The sequence below is a fragment of the Nocardiopsis sp. FR4 genome, from assembly GCF_009830945.1.
GTDB lineage: Bacteria > Actinomycetota > Actinomycetes > Streptosporangiales > Streptosporangiaceae > Nocardiopsis.
Genome location: NZ_VWVV01000039.1, coordinates 25,931 through 46,490, shown reverse-complemented (window position 1 = coordinate 46,490; position 20,560 = coordinate 25,931). Strand labels below are relative to the sequence as shown.

The following is a 20,560-nucleotide window of genomic DNA, read 5'->3' as shown; positions in this document are numbered from 1 at the left end:
TCCGATGAACGAGGACACGGAACACCCGAGGATCCTCATCGTGGGAGCGGGTCCGGTGGGTCTCGTGCTCGCGTGCGAACTCCTCCGCTGCGGCGTGGACGTGGAGATCATCTCCAAGACCAAGAGGGAGAGCCCGCACTCGCGCGCGACGATCCTGTGGCCCCGCATCCTCGAGCTCCTCGACCGGGTGGGCGTCGCCGAACGGCTCGTCACGGGCGGCCACTACTTCGACCAGATGAACTACTACTCCGACAAACGCAGGATCGGGCTGATCCGCTTCGACCGCCTGCGCGGGGTCGGCTACCCGTTCGCGATCACCATCCCCCAGTGGCGGACCGAGAGGATCCTGGAGGACCACCTCGCCTCCCTCGGCGGAGCGGTCGGCTACGGCCGCACGTTCCTCGGGGGCGCACAGGACGCGGACGGGGTCACCTGCCGCGTGGCGGACCCGGACGGCCGTGAGCGGACCCACAGGTTCGACTGGGTGATCGGCGCCGACGGGTACAACAGCACCGTCCGCGAGGTCTTCGGCTTCCGGTTCGCCGGCAGGTCGATGCGCACCCGTCTGGCCATCACCGACGCCGAGCTGGTCGGTGAGGCCACCAGCAGCGAGGTCGGCTACTACCTGACCCGGACCGGGAACATGGTGCTCGCCCCCCTGGGCGACGGGGTGTTCCGCGTGGGGGCCAGCGTGCCCGACGGACACGAGGGGGACACGGCGGACCGGGCCTTCTTCGAACGCCTGCTCAGGGAGCGGGTGCCCGGCGTCCACGGACTCGGCGCGATGCGGTTCAGCGGGATCTTCACCGCCCACGTGCGGTCCGCCGACAGCTACCACCGGGGGCGGGTGTTCCTGGTGGGAGACGCCGCGCACGCGATGAGCCCGTCCGGGGCCCAGGGGATGAACACCGGGATCCAGGACGCTGTGAACCTGGGCTGGAAACTCGCCGGGGTGGCGGGCGGCCGGTACCGGCGGCACCTGCTGGACACCTACGACAGCGAACGCAGACCAGCGGTGAACGAGGTCGCCGCGCTGTCGACCCGGCTCGCCAGGATCGGCCTGTACTCCACGTGGAGCCAGACGGCCATCAGGGACACCGCCTACCGGATCGGCACCGCGACCCGGCTGTTGGAGAACGCGCTCGCGCCCCGGCTCGCCCAGCTGGACACGCACTACGGACGGCGCGGACGGGGACGGCGGCGACTCCCGACTGCGGGAGAACGCCTCCCCCTCGGGTGGCGGCCGTCCAGCACCACGCCCTCACTGGCCGTGGAGCGGTACACCGTCCTCCTCTGGCCCGGACTCCAGTACCAGTTCGACCAGTGGACCGCCTTCGTCGCGCGGATAAGGGACGAGGTGGCCGGGGTCACCGTCACCGACCTGGGAGGGCGGCCCCCCGGACCGCTGTCGGACCGGTTCTCCGAGGAGCCCCTAGCCCTGCTCGTGCGGCCGGACGGGCACCTCGAATCGCTCCTCCGGCTGGGGAGCGGCCCCGCGGAGCACCACGTGACGGAGCTGGGACGCCTGGTCTCCCAGTACACCGCGGAGACGGCCACACCCGACCCGCACCCGCTTCCGGCGGCCGTGGGCTCGTGAGCACACGCGCACCGACCACCCGCCCGCCCGACGCACGGGTCCCGAGGGCCCGGGCACGTACGACCGCCAGCACACCGAACACACCATCCGAAGGAGAGTGGGCATGTCCCAGCGCGTAACCCTGACCGAGGTCTCCGACATGTCGGCCGAAGAGCTGAACGTGTACGAGAAGTTCCAGTCCAACCTGACCCGTGCGCTCCTGCTGACCAAGGGCTCGGCCGCACCGCACCTGGCGCTGGGGGCCTCCTTCACCGTCGGGCTGCTCAGCGACCTGGACCGGGAGGTCATCGTGATGCGGGTGGCCAAGCTCCGCGAGAGCGCTTTCGAGCGGCAGATCCACTATCCGTTGGCGCTGAAGGCGGGACTCGACGAACTGGAGATCGAGGCCATCGAGGAGGGCGACTTCGCCCGCATGGACGACAAGCGCGCGGCCCTGGTCCGCTACGTGGACGAGTGCATGCTGCGGCACCGGGCCAGCGAGGCCGCCTTCCGGGCCCTCAACGAGCACTACTCCCAGAACGAGATCGCCGAGGTCACCCACCTGGCGGGCCACTGCGCCATGACCGCCATGTACCTCGACAGTCTCGCCATCCCCCTCGACGAGGAGAACGCCTCCTGGGGGCGGCTGACCGAGATCCAGAACTGACCCCCTCCGCCGCGGAGTACCCCGAGGCGAACGGACGCCCGGGTGCTCGCTCCGACCGGTGCGGGCACCCGGGCGGTCCGGGGTCGCCGGGAAGGAACAGAGTGCAGTACACGAGACTGGGCACGTCCGGCCTCAAGGTGTCACGCCTGGCGCTGGGGTGCATGAGCTACGGCGACCCCTCCCTGGGGACCCACCCCTGGTCCCTTCCGGAGAAGGAGGGCGCCCGGTTCATCGCCGAGGCCCTGGACCTGGGAATCAACTTCTTCGACACCGCCAACATCTACTCCCTGGGAAGCAGCGAGGAGATCCTGGGCTCAGCGATCAGGCGTTCGGCCAGACGTGAGGACGTCGTCATCGCCACCAAGGTCTACGAGGCGATGCACGAGGGGCCGCTGGCCAAGGGCCTGTCCCGCGGAGCCATCCTCAGGGAACTGGACGCGAGTCTGCGCAGGCTCGGCACGGACTACGTCGACCTCTACATCATCCACAGGTGGGACTACGAGACGCCCGTGGAGGAGACCATGCAGGCCCTGCACGACGTCGTGCGGTCCGGAAAGGTCCGCTACATCGGCGCCTCCTCGATGCACTGCTGGCAGTTCGTCAAAGCGCAGTACGTCGCCGACCTGCACGGTTGGACGCGTTTCGTCAGTATGCAGAACCACTACAACCTCCTCAACCGCGAGGAGGAACGGGAGATGCTGCCCTACTGCCTGGAGGAGGGCGTCGGCGTGACCCCCTGGAGCCCGCTGGCCCGAGGCAAGCTGACCCGGGACTGGAACGCGCGGTCGAGGCGGACCGAGGGCGACCCGATCCAGGAGCGCTTCTACGGGCCCACGGAACGGGCGGACCGCGAGGTAGTGCGGGCGGTGGCCGAGGTCGCCAAGGCCCGGGGCGTGCCGCTTGCCCAGGTCGCCCTGGCCTGGCTGCTCCAGCAGCCCGCCGTTGCCGCGCCCGTCATCGGGGCGACCCACAGCCAGCACCTCTACGACGCCGTTGCGGCGCTGGACCTGGCCCTGGAGGAAGACGAGATCGCTCGGCTGACCGAACCCTACGTCCCCCACGCGGTCGTGGAATACGTCTGAAACGTCTCCGCCCGCCCCATCCGCCACGACACACTCCCGGCCCGCCCCAGAGCGTCGGCCGCCCCCCATCCGGAGGAAACATGGGAATAGCCGGTTTCACCATCGAGATCCCCACCAGCACACGCGGTGTCGACGAGATGAGCCGCCAGTCCGGACACAGCGTCGAGAAGCTCACCCGCATCATCCCCGCCGGACGGATCTCCGTCCTGGCCGACGACCAGACCTCCTGGAGCATCGGCCGGGACGCCGCGGCCAAACTCCTCGCCCAGAACCCGGTACCGCGTGAGGACATCGGACTCGTCATCTACGCCGGGTCCAGCGAGTGGGGAACGCCCTTCTGGTCCCCGGCCGCCAAGATCGCGCTCGAACTCGGCATCCACCGGGCGCACTGTTACGAGCTGTCCAACTTCTGCAACGCGGTCACGGCTGCGCTGGCGGTGGCCGACGCCCAGGTTAGAGCGGGCACGCACAGGTACGCCCTGGTCGTGGTCGCGGACCCGCTGAGCCGGCTGGTCGACTACGGCACCGGTTACGAGGAGCTCTTCAACTTCGCCGACGGCGCGGCGGCCGTCCTGGTCTCCGCCGAGGACGCACGGTACGAGATCCTCGCCTCCGCCCTGCGCACCGATCCCGTGTGGGTGGACTACTACTACGGCGAGATCCACGACGGCGGGGTGAGGGTGGAGAGGACCGAGAAACGCGAAGGGCTCGGGGAGGCCTTCACCGAGAACTTCACGGAACTGACCCGGTCGGTCCTGGCCGAGGCGGGCACCACCGCGGACGAGGTCGCCTACTTCCTCGTCACCCACGGGAACCAGGACCTGCACCGCGACTACCTCGCCGCGATGGGGGCGGGCGCCGACAGGAGCGTGTTCAACTACGACGTCGACGGCCACCTGGGCGGTGTGGACCCCCTGCTTGCCCTGGAAGGGCTGGAAAGGGAGGGCAGGCTGTCCGCGGGGGACGTCGTGGTGGTCGCGACCGCTGGTTCCGGATTCAGCTGGGGGGTCATGGCCATCCGGGTCACGTGACCGCCACCGCTCGTCCCGTGCGGGGGTGCGCACGGGACGAGCGGCACCGGGGTCAACGTGACGGGGCCCCGTCCATCCCGGGGTCCATGGTGAGCAGCCTCAGCCTGGCGTCGTTCGGGGAGTCGGGCTCGGCGAAGTAGAGCTTGAGGAAGTGACCGCCCTGGAGGTCCGCGGTCTGATACATCAGCTCGACGCAACCGACGGCCGGATGGTTGAGCACCTTCACCCCGTCGGTGCAGTTGGCGACGTGCTGGTCCGTCCACAGGTCGACGAACTCGCGGCTGCCGATGGTGAGCTCACCGACCAGTTCGGCGAACCGGGGGTCGTCGCGGTGCTCCGCCGCGATGAAGCGCAGGTAGGAGACGTTGTGCAGTGACTCTGTCTCCCAGTCGTCGTACAGACCACGGACGTTCTCGTCCAGGAAGTTGAGCTTGATGACGTTGGGCCGGGTGGCGGGGTCCTCCGGAGCGCCGAAGTCCAGGTGCGGTGCCATGAGCCGGTGGTACAGGGGGTTCCACGCGAGGATGTCGCACCGGTAGTCGAGTACGGCGCCGGCCGTGTTGCCCAGTGAGGAGAGCAGGGCCCTCGTGCGCGCGTCCAGCCGGTCGGGAGGCGCTGCCCGTACCTTCCGGGCCTGTTCGGGTGTACCGATCCGCAGCAGGTACTCCTGCTCGTCGGGGCTGAGCTCCAGGGCCCGGGCGATCGACAGCAGCACGGAAGAGGAGGCGTGCCGTACCTGGGACTGCTCCAGCCTCGTGTAGTAGGGCTGGCTCACCCCCGCGAGAGCGGCGACCTCCTCACGGCGCAGGCCGGGGACCCGGCGCGAGCCCCTGCGCACCAGACCGATGTCCTCCGGCTGGATCCGCTCGCGCATATGCCGTAGGTAGTTTCCCAGGTCAACTTCCATGCGATCGTCCACGCCGCTCATTCTCGCACGCCGGCTTTCCTTCCAGAAGGAACTTCGGAGATTTTCTTTTCTTTCCGGCAGGTTTCCACTGGGTTTCTCCCGACTTTAGTTTTACTATGGGAACGGAACCTTCTCCCGCCTCCCATGTCAATCAGCGGAACTGACCACGCTAGGGTTACCCATGGCATGGCTATCCACGGTTGAGGGATGGCTGACTCCCGCGTCTTTGGCCGAACCTGGGGGTATGACCACCCAACAGTCGACGGCGGCCGCGCCGTCTCCCACCATGACCCCCCGTCAGGTCGCCGTCCTCGTCGTGCTGCTCGCCTCGCAGTTCCTGATGGCCGCCGACTTCTCCATCCTCAACGTCGCCCTGCCCCGTGTCGGGCTGGAACTGGGATTCAACGCCGGTGACCTGCAGTGGATCACCACGACCTTCGCGCTGTGCGCGGCGGGGTGCACCCTGGTGTTCGGCCGGATCGGCGACTACCTCGGACGCAGGCGCATCTTCGTCTTCGGCATGGTCATCCTGGCCGTGGCCTCGGTCATCGGGGGTCTGGCCACCGACCCCGCCCTGCTGCTCGTGGCCCGTACCCTCCAGGGGCTGGCGACCGCAGCGGTCACACCCGCCGCCCTGGCGCTGCTGACCACCACGTTCACCGAACCCGGCCTGCGGGCCAAGGCGCTCGGGCTCAACGGCGTCATGATGAGCTCGGGCTTCAGCGTCGGCGCGGTGCTCGGCGGTGTCCTGACCGACGCGCTCTCGTGGCGCTGGGCCTTCTTCATCAACATCCCAGTGGCCATCCTGGCAGTCATCGTCGTGCTCCTCGTCGTACCGGAGAGCAGGGCGGACAAGCGCGGACGGATCGACGTGCCCGGGGCCGTCCTGATCACCCTCGGCCTCTTCAGCGGCATCTACGGCGTCACCCAGGCCGCCGAGACCGGGCTGGGCACCGTCCCGGTACTGGCTCTGGTCGCCTCGGCGGTACTCCTGGGCGGATTCTGGGTCGTGGAGAACCGCACCAAGGACGCGCTGGTCTCCACACGTATCCTGCGTCGGCGGGAGGTCGCGTTCAGCAACCTGTCCGCGCTGTTCATCTTCGGCGGTGAGACGGCGCTGATCTTCTTCACCGGCCTGTACGTGCAGAACGTCCTCGGGTTCACGCCCTTCCCGGCGGGCCTGGTGCTGCTGGCGATCGGCATCGGCCAGATCCTCGGCGGGATGGTCGGTCCACGCGTCATCAAGAAGGTCCCCGCCCGCGTCCTGCTCGGGCTCTCCCTGGCCGGCCAGGGAGCCTTCATGCTGCCGCTGCTCCTGCTGCCGCCCGCCTCCGGCTGGGTCCCGGTGCTGCTCGCCACCCAGTTCGTCAACGCGATCTTCTCCATGCTGGCGATGCTGGCGTTCATGGTCATCGCGACGTCGGCCGTGGACAACGACGAACAGGGCATGGCGACCGGTATGGCCACGCAGAGCCAGCAGGTCGGCATCGCGATCGGCATCCCGCTGATGAGCGCGGTCTTCACCGCCGTGGTCGGCGCCGACGCGGTCGGCACCGAGCAGCTGCCCGGCATCCACACCGCGGTCGGGGCCGACGGCCTCCTCCTGGTCGCCATGGGCCTGCTGCTGCTGTTCGTCCTGCGCCGCCGGAGTCCGCGCGACACCGAGACGGCCCCCGCACAGGTCCCGTAGGCATCCAGGCCGCGGACCGGAAGAGAACGAGGAAAGGACCCGAAACTGATGCGCAGAGCCGTACTGGCGGACCTGGAGGTCGGACGCATCGGCCTCGGCGCCATGTCGATGTCGGACTACTACACCGGAGCGGGTGCGGACGAGGCCGAGGCCGTGCGCACGATCCACCGGGCCCTGGACCTGGGCGTCACCCTCATCGACACGGCCGAGATCTACGGGCCGTTCGTCAACGAGGAACTGGTCGGCAGGGCCGTGCGCGACCGCCGCGACAGCGTGGTCATCGCGACCAAGTTCGGACTGGTCTCGCACGCGGGAGGAGGGCCCAACACCCTCGACAGCACGCCTGGGAACGTACGGGCGGCGGTCGAGGGGTCGCTGCGGCGCCTGGGCACGGACCGGATCGACCTCTACTACCAGCACCGGGTCGACCCGGACACCCCGATCGAGGACACGGTGGGTGCCCTGGCCGAACTGGTCAAGGAGGGCAAGGTCGCCCACATCGGCCTGTCCGAGGCGGGAACGGAGACGATCCGGCGCGCACACGCCGTCCACCCGCTCACAGCGGTCCAAACGGAGTACTCCCTGTGGAGCCGGGAGCCCGAGGAGGAGCTGCTCCCCCTGCTCCGCGAGCTGGGCATCGGATTCGTTCCCTACTCCCCCCTCGGCAGGGGGTTCCTGACCGGCGGGATCCGGTCCACGGAACAGTTCGACGCGGACGACTTCCGGATGTCGATCCCGAGGTTCGCGAAGGAGAACTTCGAGCGCAACCTGGGCCTCCTCGAAGAAGTGACCGACGTGGCCGCGCACGTGGGAGCCACACCCGGCCAGGTCGCGCTCGCGTGGCTGCTGGCCCAGGGCGGGGACATCGCCCCTATTCCCGGTACCCGGCGGGTCGCCCGGGTGGAGGAGAACGCCGCGGCCGACGCGGTCGAACTGCCGCCGAAGGCACTGGAGAGGCTCAACGCCATGGCGCCCGCCGTCGGTGCACGCTACGCACCGGGGGACCTCGCCCGCGTCAACCTCTGAGGCGACACACGGAACACCCGTACCAGAGCAGGCCCAGGTCACACCGTCCCGGGGCCTGGGCCTGCTCTCGTGCGGGTGTTTCGCTTTTTCCGGGCCTGTCAACCGGCAAACGTGGTCCCGTTTTTGTTATTCACGCCGGAACCACCAACAGGCCGGGCTGGTTCCGTTCGGTGGAAAAAGAAAGAATGTCATTGCTGGACGACGGTGTTCCGACCGTCGCGTCCTCCGTTTTGCACGGCGGAACGGAAGAAGTTTTTCCAGCGGGTCCGGGTGAGCTCACCCATATGGAGTCCCCGGGCGGGTTTTCCACCGCCGTGGCCCCGCGTTCGGAGAACACCGCCTGCGCCGGTTCGGCGCGGATTCCGCGCCGAACCGGTGCGGTCCAGGCACAGCGAGGAGAGGTCCGAATGGAGAAATACGGGGAAACCCTGTTCGTACGCGACGACCGCGAGGCCCACCGCTTGGAGGTCCTCTGCGAGGTGTTCGACCCCCTGACCACGTCGGCGTTGGAACGGCTGGGCGTGGGTCCCGGCTCCCGCTGCCTGGAGGTGGGCGCCGGTAACGGGTCGATCGCGCGCTGGATGGCTCAGCGCGCGGTGGACGGGGAGGTCGTGGCGACCGACATCGACGCCTCGGTCCTGGACGGCCTGCGGGACGACCGCGTCACCGCCCTGAGGCACGACGTGACCAGAGACGGGTTCCCGGACGGCTCCTTCGACGTCATCCACGCGCGCCTAGTGCTCAGCCACCTGCCCCAGCGGGACGAAGTCCTGCGACGGATGAGGACCTGGCTGGCCCCGGGCGGAGTCGTCCTGATCGAGTCCTTCTGCTGGTTCCCCATCGACAGTTCCCCGCACCCCGTTTACCGGCAGGCCCTCCGGCGCTGGAGCGACCTCGTCCGCCAGACCCTGGGCACGGACAGCTGGTGGGCCCGATCACACCCCGCCTCGTTCACCCGGTTCGGTTTCCGTGACGTGGGGGCGAACACGGTCACGCACAACCTCCGTGGCGGTACGCCGCTCGCCGACTTCTGGCGGCTGACGATCAGCATGTCCCACGAACAGCTCGTCCGCAGGGGTTACCTCTCGGCGGCGGAGCTCAACGCCGCCTACCGGTTGCTGGAGGACCCCGACTTCTGGGACCTGTCGCCCGCGCTGGTCCAGGCCTGGGGCCACAGGTAGACACTCGACTACAACCCGCAGGAGCCCAGCCATGCCCCCCTCCTCCCCCCGAACCCTCGTCCGTACCGGGCACATATCCTTCCTCAACTGCTATCCGCTGTACTGGGCGCTGAACCGGATGGGTGCCCTCAAACACATGGAGATCCACCCCGGTCCGCCCCAGATCGTCAGCGACCACCTCGCGGAGGGCGCACTCGACCTCGGTCCGATCTCCCTCATCGAATACCTCCGGAACGCGGACGACCTGCTGCTGCTCCCCGGTCTGGCGGTCGGCTGCGACGGTCCCGCCATGTCCTGCAACCTGGTCAGCGCCGTTCCGCTCGCCGACCTCGCGGGACGCCCGGTCGCACTGGGCTCCACCAGCAGGACGACGGTGGAGCTGGCCCGCTTCCTGATCGAGGAGGAGGCGTCGGGCCTACCCCGTTACCACACCTCGGTCCCGGACCCGACGGCCATGCTGGACCGGGCCGACGCCGCGGTCGTCATCGGCGACGTGGGCCTGAGCGTCCACTTCCACCGCGGTGCCCTCGTCGGCCACCGCGTCCACGACCTGGGCGAGCTGTGGAAGAGAAGGACCGGCCTGCCCATGGTGTTCGCGGTCTGGGCGGTACGGCGCGAACTCGCCGAGCGCGAACCGGAGGAGGTCGCCTTCGTCCACTCCCTGCTCACCTCGGCCAGGGAGTTCGCCGTTCGTGAGGTGTCCGCGATCGCCCGCGAGGCGGCCCGGTGGTCACCGTTCTCCCCGGAGCAGCTCGAGGTGTACTTCCGTACCCTGCGCTTCGAGCTCACGGGGTCGATGTTCCGGGCGATCCTCGAGTTCGGCGGCGTGGTGGCCGGACGCGGCCTCATCGACGCCGCCCCGGTTCCGGTGGTGTTCCGAGGACGGGAGGGGGACCGTGGACACGGCGGCTGAGCGGATACTCTCCCCTGAGGAGCGTTCGTGCCCGTACCCCCTCTTCCAAGAACTCCGGGACAGCGGCCCCCTGTGGGTGGAGGGACGGCCCGTAGTGGTCCTCAGCTCCCACGCCGCGTGTGAGAGCGTGCTCCGCGACCCGCGAGCGAGCAACGACCGCGGCCACGCGCTCATCCACGCGGGTTCGGAGACGGCCGAGCTGCCCTCCTTCCTGTTCATGGACCCTCCCGAGCACACACGGCTGCGGCGCGCGGCGGCGCACGCGTTCACGCCCCGCTCGGTCCGCTCACTCGAACCCATGGTCAGGGAACTCGTCGACGACCTGATCGACGCGGTCGCGGACCGCGGAAGCATGGACGCGATCGACGACTTCGCCTCCCCCCTGCCGGTCACCGTCATCTGTCGGATGATCGGCGCGGAACTACGGGACCACACGTGGTACCGGCGGCGCTCCTCGCGGTTGGGAAGATCGGTCGACCCCTACCTGGCGCTGACGGGGGCACCGGCGCCGGGATTCCGCGAGCGGTCACGGTTCGAGGCCGAACTGGAGGGCTTCTTCACGGACCTGGCCCGGCGGCGTCGCGCCGATCCGCGCGACGACGTCATGTCTGCGCTCCTCGCCGCGGAGGAGGGTGGACTGACCGAGCACGAGATCGTGACCACATGCCGACTCCTCCTCAACGCGGGCCATGAGACCACCGTCAACCTCATCGGTAACGGGCTGCTGGCACTGCTCAGAACACCGGAGCTGCTACCAGCCCTGGCACACGGCGGGGCCGCCGCCGAGCAGGTGGTGGAAGAGGTGCTCCGGTACGACCCACCGCTGCAGCTGGTGCACCGTCATGCCGCGGAGGACATGGACGTGCTGGGTATGCCCGTTCCCAGGGGCACGACGATGGTCCTCATCCTCGCCGGAGCGAACCGGGACAGCAGTCGCTTCGACGACCCCGAGCGCTTCCGCCCCGGACGGGATGACGCGAACGGCCACCTGGCCTTCGGCCGCGGAACCCATGTCTGCCTCGGAGCGCACCTGGCGAGGCTGGAGGGGCGCCTGGCCTTCTCCCGGTTCGCGCAGCGCGTCATCAGACCCCGGCTGTGCGACGCTCCCCTCGGCTACCGGGAGAACGTCGTCCTGCGCGGGCTCCGGGCCCTACCCGTCAGAATGGAGGGTGTCCGGCCCCGTAGCGTGCCCTGGGGCCCGCCAGCGGCCACGCCCTGAGGCCTGCGGACACAAGCGCTCGCTCTCCGGTCACGCGATCGGACCGCCGGGATGATCGCGCCCGGAGGCATCACAGATCAGGCCATGGGAGAGCTGGCGAGGGGAATCGGACCCCCGGCTCGTTGACGGGGATTCGGTGTCCCGGTCAGTGCCCGTGAGCGATCAGCGACCGCTGGACCGGGGTACCGGTCAACCGGTCGTGCCGGATCGCGGGGCGTTGAACGCGCAGAAGAGGGAACGGATTCAACGCCGACGGTCAAGATCCTCGGCTCCCCCGGCACGGCGGCCAGGTCACGGACGTACAGGAGGGGAGCAGCCAGGCGTTCGCCTCGGATGAGGACTGCCACCGCGACCGGCTCCGTCAGCGCGTCGGGAACCCGTAAGGCCCCTCCCCGGCTCAGCCCCCTTCCTCGCCCTGGATCTCGGCCGTCCCGGGGCCGTGGTCGGGCAGTGCGGAACGGGCCGACGCCTCCCGGTGCAGGCGCAGGAACTCCAGGTGCCGCTCGTACTCGTCGAGGATGTTGCCGATGAGCTGTTCCCTGGTGTAGCCCATCACGTCGTAACCCTGGCTGCCCTCGGTGAGGTAGACCTCGAAGCGGACGTAGGTGTCGTGTTCGGCGAGCGACCGCATGGCGAAGGCGGGTGTGGGGACCTCGACCGGCCGCACGCGGTAGGTGAAGTCCTCCTCCGAACCCATCGGCACCCTCAGGGTCAGGTACGGGAGCCCCACCTCCTCGTCGGCCCCCTCCGTGACCGCAGCCTCCACGCCCTGTCGGCGCAGCTCCTCCACCACGTCCCGGAACGCGGGGCGGCACACCTCCTGGACGAACCTGTCACCCGCGCGCCTGCCGGGGAAGCTCACCGCCCGGGTGAGCCGCTGGCGCCAGTTCCTCTCCACGCTCGGGCGCTCCGCCGTGGTGCGGTCCGACAGCGACGACGTCAGGGTGGCCCGGAACGCGTCCTCACGGAAGCGTTCGACCCGTAGCGCCTTGTACAGCCCCCAGATGACCAGCAGCATCACGAACGAGAACGGCAGGCCCATGATGATGGTCGCGTTGGTCAGCGCGTCCACCCCGCCGACGATGAGCATGGCCAGGGTGAGCAGACCGGTCACAGCGGCCCAGAAGATGCGCAGCCAGGGTTTGGCGTCGGTGATCGGTGTCGGCAGGTGGGAGCTGAGGTTGCCCATCACCAGCGCACCGGAGTCGGCGGAGGTGACGTAGAGCAGCAGCCCGACGAAGGTCGCCAGCCCGGCGCTGAACCACACCCCCGGGTACTGCATGAGCAGCGTGTAGAAGCCCTGCTCGGGCACGTTCATGGCGACCTCGCCGAACGCGGTGTTGCCCCGCCGCACGACCCCCAGCGCGCTGTTGCCGAAGACCGACAGGAACGTCAGCGTGTACAGCAGCGGGACGACCAGGGTCGCCGCGACGAACTGCCGGATGGTGCGCCCCCGCGAGATCCGGGCGAGGAACAGCCCGACGAACGGGGCCCAGGCGATCCACCAGGCCCAGAAGAACAGCGTCCAGGCGTTGAGCCACTCGGTCGGCTGGTCGTAGGCGAAGGTGTTCAGCGTCATCGAGGGGAAGCGGCTGACGTAGTCGCCGATGTTGAGGATGAGCGCGTTGAGCAGCTGGGCGGGGTTCTCGGCGATCATCACGTACAGCATCAGGACGATGGCCAGGATGACGTTGAGCTCCGACAGGCGCCTGATGCCCCTGTCGACGCCCGCGACGGCGGAGGCGGTGGCCATGAACACGGCCACGAGGACCAGGCCGATCTGCGCCGCGAGCCCCTCCGGGACGCCGAAGAGGAAGTTCAGCCCGTAGTTGAGCTGGACGACGCCGATGCCGAGTGACACGGAGATGCCGAAGACCGTACCGATGATCGCCGCGAGGTCGACCGCGTCGCCGATCCGCCCGTGGATGCGTTTGCCGATGAGCGGGTACAGGGCCGACCGGATGGCCAGCGGCAGGTGGTAGCGGAAGGCGAAGTAGCCCAGTGCCATGCCCATCAGCGCGTACATCGCCCACCCGGTGACGCCGTAGTGGAAGAGTGTCCACACCACGGCCTGGCGGGCCGCCTCGACGGTCTGCGGATCCCCCTCGGGCGGGGCGAGGTAGTGGCTGACCGGCCCGGCGACGGAGAAGAACATCAGGTCGATGCCGATGCCCGCCGCGAACAGCATGGTGGCCCACGCGAACACCCCGTAGTCCGGCGTGGAGTGCTGGGGTCCGAGCTTGACCCTGCCGTACCGGGACGCGGCGACGAACACCACGAAGGCCAGGTACAGGGTGGCGACCAGGAAGTAGTACCAGCCGAACACCTCGGAGATCCACGCCACGACCGTACCGATGGTCTCCGCGGCGCCCGTGGGCGTGATGATCGCCCAGATCGAGATCGCCAGGATCAGCACGGACGACCCGAAGAAGACCACGGGTTTGAGCCTGCTCCGGCCTGGGTCGGCCTCTGTCCTCGGGGTCCGCGGCTGCGCCGCGCCGTCCCGTTCCGCGTCGCTAGACATCCGTCGCATCCCTCATCCGTACGATGTCGGCAGTGCATGGCCAGGACCGCACCGTAACGCAGAGGGCCGCGTCGGCCCCAACACCAGCTCCGGAGGCCTTCCCGGCGGTCGGGAGGCGCACCGGGGCGTCCGGGCAGTCCTGACCTCATCCTTCACGACCCGCCGCCCCGGGCACGGTAACCCACGCGCGACAGCGAGCCCTTCCCGGGCGGAGGCGCGCACGGGGGCCCCGCGAGGGCACGGAACACGGCGGGTCGGCGCTGCTGCCGGCGTCGGCGCACGCGGTGGGGGCGGATGCGGGCCGCACGGCCGCACCGGAGCGGCACGGGCGATCGCCCCCGGTCCCGCGGGCGAACCGGCGGAACGGCCCGACCAGCGTCACCGCAGGTCAGGCCAGTTGAGAGCCAGCGAGGGGAATCGAACCCCTAACCTATCGCTTACAAGGCGATTGCTCTGCCGATTGAGCTACGCTGGCGGGCCGCCGTGACCGTGGTCCCGGCTGCGTCCTCCGAAATGGTACCGGTTCAGAGCCCGCCGGGCCTACTCGGATACTCCCCGCACGCGGAACGTGTCCGCCCCGGGACGGGTCAGGCGTCGCCGTGCTCGCGCAGCATGCGCAGCACGGCCTCCTCCACCCCGCCCCGGGTGGCGAGCTCCCCCGGGGCCGTCGCGCCCTCGCCCAGGTCCGGCAGGGAGTCGGCGATCGTCACGCCGCGCTCGTACAGGCGGAAGACCCGCGGGTCGACGTAGGACTCCCGGGCCACCGCCTCGGTGTTGCCCAGGTAGTCGGCCACCTCGCGGACCACGTGGGCCTTCAGCCTGGCGCGGGCCCGCTCGTCGTCGGCGGGCACGGCCACCGCCACGCCCACGGCGGCCAGGACCGTCGCGTGCCATGTGCGGAACTCCTTGACCGTGTGCTCCTCGCCGCAGACCTCCCGCAGGTAGGCGTTGAGGTCGTCGGTGTTCACGTCGTGCCAGCCGTCGCCGACGCGGTAGGCGAACAGGTCCTGCCCCGGTGAGCGGGCCCGCTGCAGTGCGGCGACCACCCGGCAGACCTCGGGCTCGGAGCACTCGACGCGGTGCTCGCGGCCCGACTTGCCCCGGAACTCGAACACGACCGTGCCGCGACTGCGGTGGACGTGCTCGCGCAGGAGGGTCGCCACCCCGTAGGAGTCGTTGCGGGCCGCGTAGGCCTCCCCGCCCGCGCGGAGGAAGCCGAGGTCGACCAGCCGGACCGCCGCGGCCAGGACGCGTTCGCGCACCAGTCCGCGCAGGCCCATGTGGGCGGCCACCGTCTCCCTGACCTCGGGCAGCAGCGCGGCGAAGTCGAGCATGCTGTCGTACTTGGCCTCGTCGCTCCTGCGCCGCCACTCGGGGTGGTAGAGGTACTGGCGCCGGCCCGCGTCGTCGGTGCCGCACGCCTGGATGTGGCCCTCCGGTGACGCGCAGATCCACACGTCGTTCCAGCCGGGCGGCACGACGAGTTCCCTGATCCGCCGCAGCTCGTCCGGGTCGGTGACGGGTTCGCCGCCGGGGCCGTAGTAGCGGAAGCCGCGCCCGCGCCGGACCCGGGTGATCCCCGCCCCGGCGGGGTCGCTGCGCCGCAGCCTCATGTCCCGGCCCGTCCGCTCAACAGTGGTCCGGACCGCGGTCGGGCGGGCGCTCCGCGCTGTGGGGCACCGCGTCCGCGTCGGGCTCCTGGCCGTCGGGGTCCGCTTCTCCCTCGGGGCCGGAGCCCCCGAGGAACCCGTTCCGGCCCTCAAGCTTGGTGAGCCGGTCCTCCAGGACTTCCAGGACCTCCATGCGCTCGGCGTGGCTCTCCTCGTAGGCGATCAGCTCACGCACCCGCTCCGCTGGCAGTGAGCGCACCCGCTCCGACAGGTCCTGGAGCGACAGTTCCTCGTAGTCGGGAAGGGGGGGCCTGGTCCTTTCCGCCGACATGTCCTTCACCTGCGCTTCCTCTGCGGACAGCACGGACGTAGCCCTCCAGCTACCCCCGGGCCGGGGCGGGAAACAGGCGGGCCGCCGCCGTCGGACGTGCTGGGGAGGACGGCCGGAGGCGGGGACTCCTCCGCCCCGGCCCACGCGGCGGCCGGCGGTCGCGTTACCGCGCGGCCGAGGACCGGCGGCGGGCCACCTCGTAGAGGGCCACCCCGGCGGCCACGGAGGCGTTGAGCGACTCCGCGTTGCTGATGGGGATGCCCGCGACCACGTCGCAGGTCTCGCGCACCAGGCGGGACAGGCCCCGCCCCTCCGAGCCCGCCACGATGACCAGGGGGCCGGTGGCCAGCTCCAGCTCCGGGACCGGGGTGTCGCCCCCGGCGTCGAGGCCGACGACGAACAGGCCGGCCTTCTTGAAGCCCTCCAGGGCCCGGGTCAGGTTGGTGGCCTGGGCCACGGGCAGCCGGGCCAGGGTGCCCGCCGAGGTCTTCCAGGCGGTCATGGTGACCCCGGCCGAGCGGCGCTCGGGGATGACCAGGCCGTGCGCGCCGAAGGCGGCGGCCGAACGCGCGACCGCGCCCAGGTTGTGCGGGTCGGTCACCCCGTCCAGCGCGACGATCAGCGGCGGGGTGTCGGAGGCCAGCGCGCTCTCCAGAAGGTCCTCCGGCATCCGGTACCGGTAGGGGCGCACCTGGAGGGCGATGCCCTGGTGGGCGGCGCCGGGCTGGCCGTTGCTCTCGCAGCGGCGGTCGAGCTCGGCGCGGGTCACCTCCAGCACCTCCATGCCGCGCTCACCGGCGAGGCGGGCCGCCTCGTTGACGCGGTCGTCGGGGTCCAGGCTGTTGGCCAGGAACAGGCGGCTCGCGGGCATCCCCGCGCGCAGCGCCTCCACCACCGGGTTGCGTCCGACCAGGAGTTCGGAGCTGTCCGGGCGGCGGCGGTCGGAGCCCGCCCCGCCGCGGGAGGGAGCGGCGCCGGGGCGCCGGGCGGCCTTGGCCCGCTGCTTGCCGTCGTACCAGTGCCGCTGCTCGGCGGGCAGGGTGCCGCTCTTGCCCTCCAGGGAACGGCGGCCCTTGCCTCCGCTGCCCTTGGTCGGACCCTTCTTGCTCTTCTTCGCCGGCATGGTCGCCGCCTCCCCGTACGTATCGCGAGCATGCCGGAGGCTCGGGGCGTCCGGCTGGTGGAATGTCGCCGACCGGCGTGAGCGCGGCGGCAAACTCCCAGCCTATCGCCGCCGCGCCACCGCGCGTGTCGGATCAGCCGCGGCGCAGGTCCCAGCGGGGGCCCTGCGGGGTGTCCTCGACCACGATGCCCGCCTCGGCGAGCTGGTCGCGGATCGCGTCGGCCGCCGCGTAGTCCTTGCGTCCGCGGGCCGCCTGCCGCTGCTCCAAGGCCACCGCCACCAGGGCGTCCACGACCTCGCGCAACCCATGCTCGCCGGTGGCCCACTGCTCGCTGAGCGGGTCCAGGCCCAGGACGCCGAGCATGGTGCGCAGCTCACCGGCGATCTCGGCGGCCTGCTCCTTGCCCCCGGCGGCCAGGGCCGTGTTGCCCTCGCGCACGTGGCCGTGCACGACGGCCAGGGCCTGGGAGACCCCGAGGTCGTCGTTGAGCGCGGAGGCGAACTCGGCGGGCACGTCGGCGGCGGGGAGGACCTCCCCCAGCACCTCCGCGGTCCGGGTGAGGAAGCCCTCGATGCGCTGGTAGGCGGTGGCCGCCTCGCGCAGGGCCGCGTCGGAGTAGTCGATGACCGAGCGGTAGTGCACCTGGCCGAGGTAGTAGCGCAGCTCGACCGGGCGGACCTTGCGCACCATCTGCGGGATGAGCAGGGAGTTGCCCAGGGACTTGCTCATCTTCTCGCCGCCCACGGCGAGCAGCCCGTTGTGCAGCCAGTACTGGGCGAAGCCGTCACCGGCGGCGCGTGACTGGGCGAGCTCGTTCTCGTGGTGCGGGAAGACCAGGTCCAGGCCGCCGCCGTGGATGTCGAAGCTGGGTCCCAGGTACTTGGTGGCCATGGCCGAGCACTCCAGGTGCCAGCCCGGGCGCCCGCGTCCCCAAGGGGTGTCCCAGCTGGGCTCGCCCGGCTTGGCGCCCTTCCAGAGGGCGAAGTCGCGGGGGTCGCGCTTGCCCCGGCCCGGGTCGGTGTCCTCCGACTCCATGACCTGGTCCAGGCGCTGGTTGGACAACCCGCCGTAGGGCGGGTAGGAGCGCACGTCGAAGTAGACGTCGCCGGAGCCGTCACCGGCGGCGTAGGCGTGGCCCGCGTCGGTGAGGCGGCGCATGAGGTCGATCATCTCGGGCACGTGTCCGGTGGCCCGGGGCTCGACGGTGGGCGGCAGGCAGCCCAGGGTCTCGTAGGCCTGTGTGAAGGCGCGCTGGTTGCGTTCGCTGACCTGCCACCAGGGCACGCCCTCCTCGGCCGCCACCCGGATGATCTTGTCGTCGATGTCGGTGACGTTGCGGCAGAAGGTGACCTCATACCCCAGGTGGGTCAACCAGCGGCGCAGGATGTCGAAGTTCACCCCGGAGCGGATGTGTCCGATGTGCGGAGGTGCCTGCACCGTGGCACCACACAGGTACAGGGAGGCGGTCCCCTCCCGCAGCGGGACGAACTCGCGGACCTGTCGGGCACTGGTGTCATAGAAGCGCAGACTCACGCTGTCAAGCCTATCCTCTTTCCCCTCACTCACACGTCACAAACCAGGGCCGCCGCCCGGGCGCACAACCCCTTCGCCGCCTTCTCGGACATCCTCAAGTGCGGATATGTGATTAGCCGTATTCGGGTACGCGACACGGGTGTTTCCCCGTTCCGGAACTGCGTCCTCAGCGGACGCCGCGTCACCACATCCTGCATATTCCGACAGAACACCACAGAACACCCCCGGGGTGGCGCGTCGGGAAGCGACCACAATCATCCGGAATCTCGTGTTCGCGGCCTCGCCTCGACTACGCTGCGAAGGCGATGGCCCCTTACAACAACGCCCCCGAGTCAAGGACACGGAGCGGTCGGCCCGCAGCAGGTCGCGGCGCGGGAGCCGGTGCTCCCGTCGGTGGCGCCCTGTTCGTCGGCGTCATCGCGCTGTGCGCCCTCGTCATCTCCTACAACGGCATCTACCAGCTCGCCGAGTACGGCGGGCACGAGGGCAGCCTCCTCGCCCACGTGTTCCCGGTGACCTACACCCTGCTGCTGATCATGGCGTGCTGGGTGAGCTACCTGCTGCGCGGAGCGCACCCGCGCGAGCGCTTCTGGGTCGACCTCGTCCTGATCCCGTCCCTGGTCCTGTTCGCCGCCCTCGCGATGCTGCTGAGCCACCTGGGACTCGTCGAGAGGATGAACCAGGGCGTCGCGAACGTGATCGTGGCGGTGGCGCCGCTCGCCGCGCTGCTCGTGGCCCTCCTGCTCTGGATGAGCCTGCGCGCGCACATGCGCGGGCGCGGGCGCGGGCGGGAACCGTACGCGCGGCCGCGGCCGGCGAACGACCCCACCACGGTGCTCCACACCCGCTCCGCGGTCCCGCCGACGGGTACGGGCGACCGGGCCCGAGCGCCCGCGCCGGAGGACGACCGGGAGGAGCTCACGACCCGGCTGCTGAGCCTGGGGACCGACGGGGAGACGGACCGGGAGGGACCGCGGACGGGCACCGCCGACGGCCCCGACGAGGACGCCACCGACACTGAGGCGTTCACGGCGGTCCCCGACGGCGTCCCCGAGGACCCGGAGCGGGACCGGAACCTCCCGGAGGGCGGGGCCGCGCCGGAGCCGGGGACGGCCGCGGAGGCCGCCGCGTCGGCCGCCGCCCTGCCCCGGCGCTCCCGGACGGGGCACAACCCGATCAGGCGTGCCGTCGAGCAGGCCCCGGTGGTGCCCGGCGCGGCGGCGCCCACCGCCGCCGGGCCCGAGGCGGAGCCGGTCGTGGCGGTGCCGGACCACCTGGCCGACGAGGGCTTCGTGCACGAGCCCCCCTACGGCGATCCGGTCTCGGACGAGGCCGACGCACCGGCGGTCGCCGGGGTGCCCGTCGCCCCGGCCGGACCGGAGGAGGCGGCCGCACCCGGACCGGAGGCGGCCCGGGAACCGCTGACGCGCACCCGGACCGGCACCGACGCGCCGTCCGCCGTCGCCCCGGAGTACCGCACGGAGCCCGAGAGTGCCGAGGGGTCCGAGGGGCTGCGGGAGCCTGCGGCGGACCTCCCGGACACCCCGCTCTGGGAACCGCCCGAGGACGACTCCGAGGCGGTCAACCGCGCCCTGGCGGACTACGTGCCCCCGGTGTGGACACCGCCGGAGGACACACCCTCCCCCGAGGAGGAGCGCGAACCGGACCCGGCCCCCGTCCTGGACCACGACGCGGGCGCCGACGTGCGCGCCGCCCTCCGGGTCGGAAACGTCCCCCCGGGCGCCGCGCGCCCCTCGGACGAGCCCGTGGAGCACGGGAAACCCGGGGAGCGGATCGGGGCGGGGACGGCCCCGACCGCCGTCCCGGAGGAACCGGAGACGGACGCCGATCCCCTGCCGGAGCCGGAGGCGCTCCCCCGGGCCGACGCGGCCCCGGACGAGACCCGTGGCTCCGATCCCGACCCCACGGCCGGGCCGCGGGAGGAGTCCGACCCGCGGCGGCACGGGCCCCAGCTGGAGAAGCGCCCCATGGTGCTCAAGCCGCCCCGGCCGCCGATGCCGGACTTCGTGTCGGGCCCGCCCTCGCGCCGCGTCCGCAGTGAGCCGCTCCGGCCCGACGAGTGAGCCGGAACCGGTTCCCGCGCCCCCGGGCCGGCGGGCGGGCCGTGCACGCACGCCGCCCGGCC

At 70.9% G+C, this 20,560-nt stretch carries 16 protein-coding genes and 1 tRNA gene; 10 read left to right on the top strand and 7 right to left on the bottom strand.

What is annotated here, in order from left to right; all coding sequences use genetic code 11:
- Positions 1–4: 4 nt before the first annotated feature.
- The 4 genes from FYW95_RS25625 to FYW95_RS25610 all read left to right on the top strand — a co-directional run bounded on the left by FYW95_RS25625 (position 5) and on the right by FYW95_RS25610 (position 4,356).
- Positions 5–1,597: an FAD-dependent monooxygenase gene (locus FYW95_RS25625; protein ID WP_159944516.1), complete on the top strand. Its 1,593-nt coding sequence runs from the start codon at positions 5–7 to the stop codon at positions 1,595–1,597.
- 103 nt (positions 1,598–1,700) lie between these two features.
- Positions 1,701–2,243, top strand: coding sequence for a carboxymuconolactone decarboxylase family protein (locus FYW95_RS25620; RefSeq protein WP_159944517.1), 543 nt, complete (start codon positions 1,701–1,703; stop codon positions 2,241–2,243).
- Positions 2,244–2,344: 101 nt separating this feature from the next.
- Complete coding sequence (locus FYW95_RS25615) at positions 2,345–3,325, top strand: aldo/keto reductase (RefSeq protein WP_159944518.1); 981 nt, start codon at positions 2,345–2,347, stop codon at positions 3,323–3,325.
- Positions 3,326–3,405: 80 nt separating this feature from the next.
- Positions 3,406–4,356: a 3-oxoacyl-ACP synthase III family protein gene (locus FYW95_RS25610; RefSeq protein ID WP_159944519.1), complete on the top strand. Its 951-nt coding sequence runs from the start codon at positions 3,406–3,408 to the stop codon at positions 4,354–4,356.
- A 52-nt stretch (positions 4,357–4,408) separates the two neighbouring features.
- On the opposite strand, the gene FYW95_RS25605 is transcribed toward FYW95_RS25610, so the two are convergent.
- Positions 4,409–5,263 (bottom strand): helix-turn-helix domain-containing protein, encoded by an 855-nt coding sequence (locus FYW95_RS25605; RefSeq protein ID WP_201295039.1) that lies wholly within the window; start codon positions 5,261–5,263, stop codon positions 4,409–4,411.
- 244 nt (positions 5,264–5,507) lie between these two features.
- Between FYW95_RS25605 and FYW95_RS25600 the strand changes: the two genes are divergently transcribed.
- From FYW95_RS25600 to FYW95_RS25580, 5 genes are all read left to right on the top strand, one after another.
- The gene (locus FYW95_RS25600; protein ID WP_201295038.1) at positions 5,508–6,953 is read left to right on the top strand and encodes an MFS transporter; all 1,446 of its coding nucleotides are present in this window, start codon (positions 5,508–5,510) and stop codon (positions 6,951–6,953) included.
- Between the two features lie 48 nt (positions 6,954–7,001).
- Positions 7,002–7,979 carry an aldo/keto reductase gene (locus tag FYW95_RS25595; protein WP_159944521.1) on the top strand — a complete coding sequence of 326 codons (978 nt, stop codon included), beginning with the start codon at positions 7,002–7,004 and terminating at the stop codon, positions 7,977–7,979.
- Positions 7,980–8,386: 407 nt separating this feature from the next.
- A complete protein-coding gene (locus tag FYW95_RS25590; RefSeq protein WP_159944522.1) occupies positions 8,387–9,160 on the top strand; it encodes a class I SAM-dependent methyltransferase in 774 nt (257 codons plus the stop codon).
- 31 nt (positions 9,161–9,191) lie between these two features.
- Positions 9,192–10,073, top strand: coding sequence for a menaquinone biosynthetic enzyme MqnA/MqnD family protein (locus FYW95_RS25585; protein ID WP_159944523.1), 882 nt, complete (start codon positions 9,192–9,194; stop codon positions 10,071–10,073).
- Positions 10,057–11,292: a cytochrome P450 gene (locus tag FYW95_RS25580; RefSeq protein WP_370463248.1), complete on the top strand. Its 1,236-nt coding sequence runs from the start codon at positions 10,057–10,059 to the stop codon at positions 11,290–11,292. Before FYW95_RS25585 ends, FYW95_RS25580 begins: the two co-directional genes overlap by 17 nt.
- Positions 11,293–11,689: 397 nt before the next feature.
- Here FYW95_RS25580 and betT read toward each other — a convergent pair whose 3' ends face one another.
- The 6 genes from betT to cysS all read right to left on the bottom strand — a co-directional run bounded on the left by betT (position 11,690) and on the right by cysS (position 18,414).
- Positions 11,690–13,816 (bottom strand): choline BCCT transporter BetT, encoded by a 2,127-nt coding sequence (gene betT / locus FYW95_RS25575; protein WP_159944525.1) that lies wholly within the window; start codon positions 13,814–13,816, stop codon positions 11,690–11,692.
- A 402-nt stretch (positions 13,817–14,218) separates the two neighbouring features.
- A tRNA-Thr gene (locus FYW95_RS25570) sits at positions 14,219–14,291 on the bottom strand.
- 112 nt (positions 14,292–14,403) lie between these two features.
- A complete protein-coding gene (locus tag FYW95_RS25565; protein ID WP_159944526.1) occupies positions 14,404–15,429 on the bottom strand; it encodes a DNA topoisomerase IB in 1,026 nt (341 codons plus the stop codon).
- A gap of 16 nt (positions 15,430–15,445) precedes the next feature.
- Entirely contained in the window at positions 15,446–15,757 is a 312-nt protein-coding gene (locus FYW95_RS25560; protein WP_159944553.1) for a DUF8129 domain-containing protein, read from the bottom strand.
- A gap of 163 nt (positions 15,758–15,920) precedes the next feature.
- Positions 15,921–16,880 (bottom strand): 23S rRNA (guanosine(2251)-2'-O)-methyltransferase RlmB, encoded by a 960-nt coding sequence (gene rlmB / locus FYW95_RS25555; protein WP_159944527.1) that lies wholly within the window; start codon positions 16,878–16,880, stop codon positions 15,921–15,923.
- A gap of 133 nt (positions 16,881–17,013) precedes the next feature.
- Positions 17,014–18,414: a cysteine--tRNA ligase gene (gene cysS / locus FYW95_RS25550; RefSeq protein ID WP_159944528.1), complete on the bottom strand. Its 1,401-nt coding sequence runs from the start codon at positions 18,412–18,414 to the stop codon at positions 17,014–17,016.
- 305 nt (positions 18,415–18,719) lie between these two features.
- Between cysS and FYW95_RS25545 the strand changes: the two genes are divergently transcribed.
- Positions 18,720–20,498: a DUF2637 domain-containing protein gene (locus FYW95_RS25545; RefSeq protein WP_160050922.1), complete on the top strand. Its 1,779-nt coding sequence runs from the start codon at positions 18,720–18,722 to the stop codon at positions 20,496–20,498.
- Positions 20,499–20,560: the final 62 nt, after the last annotated feature.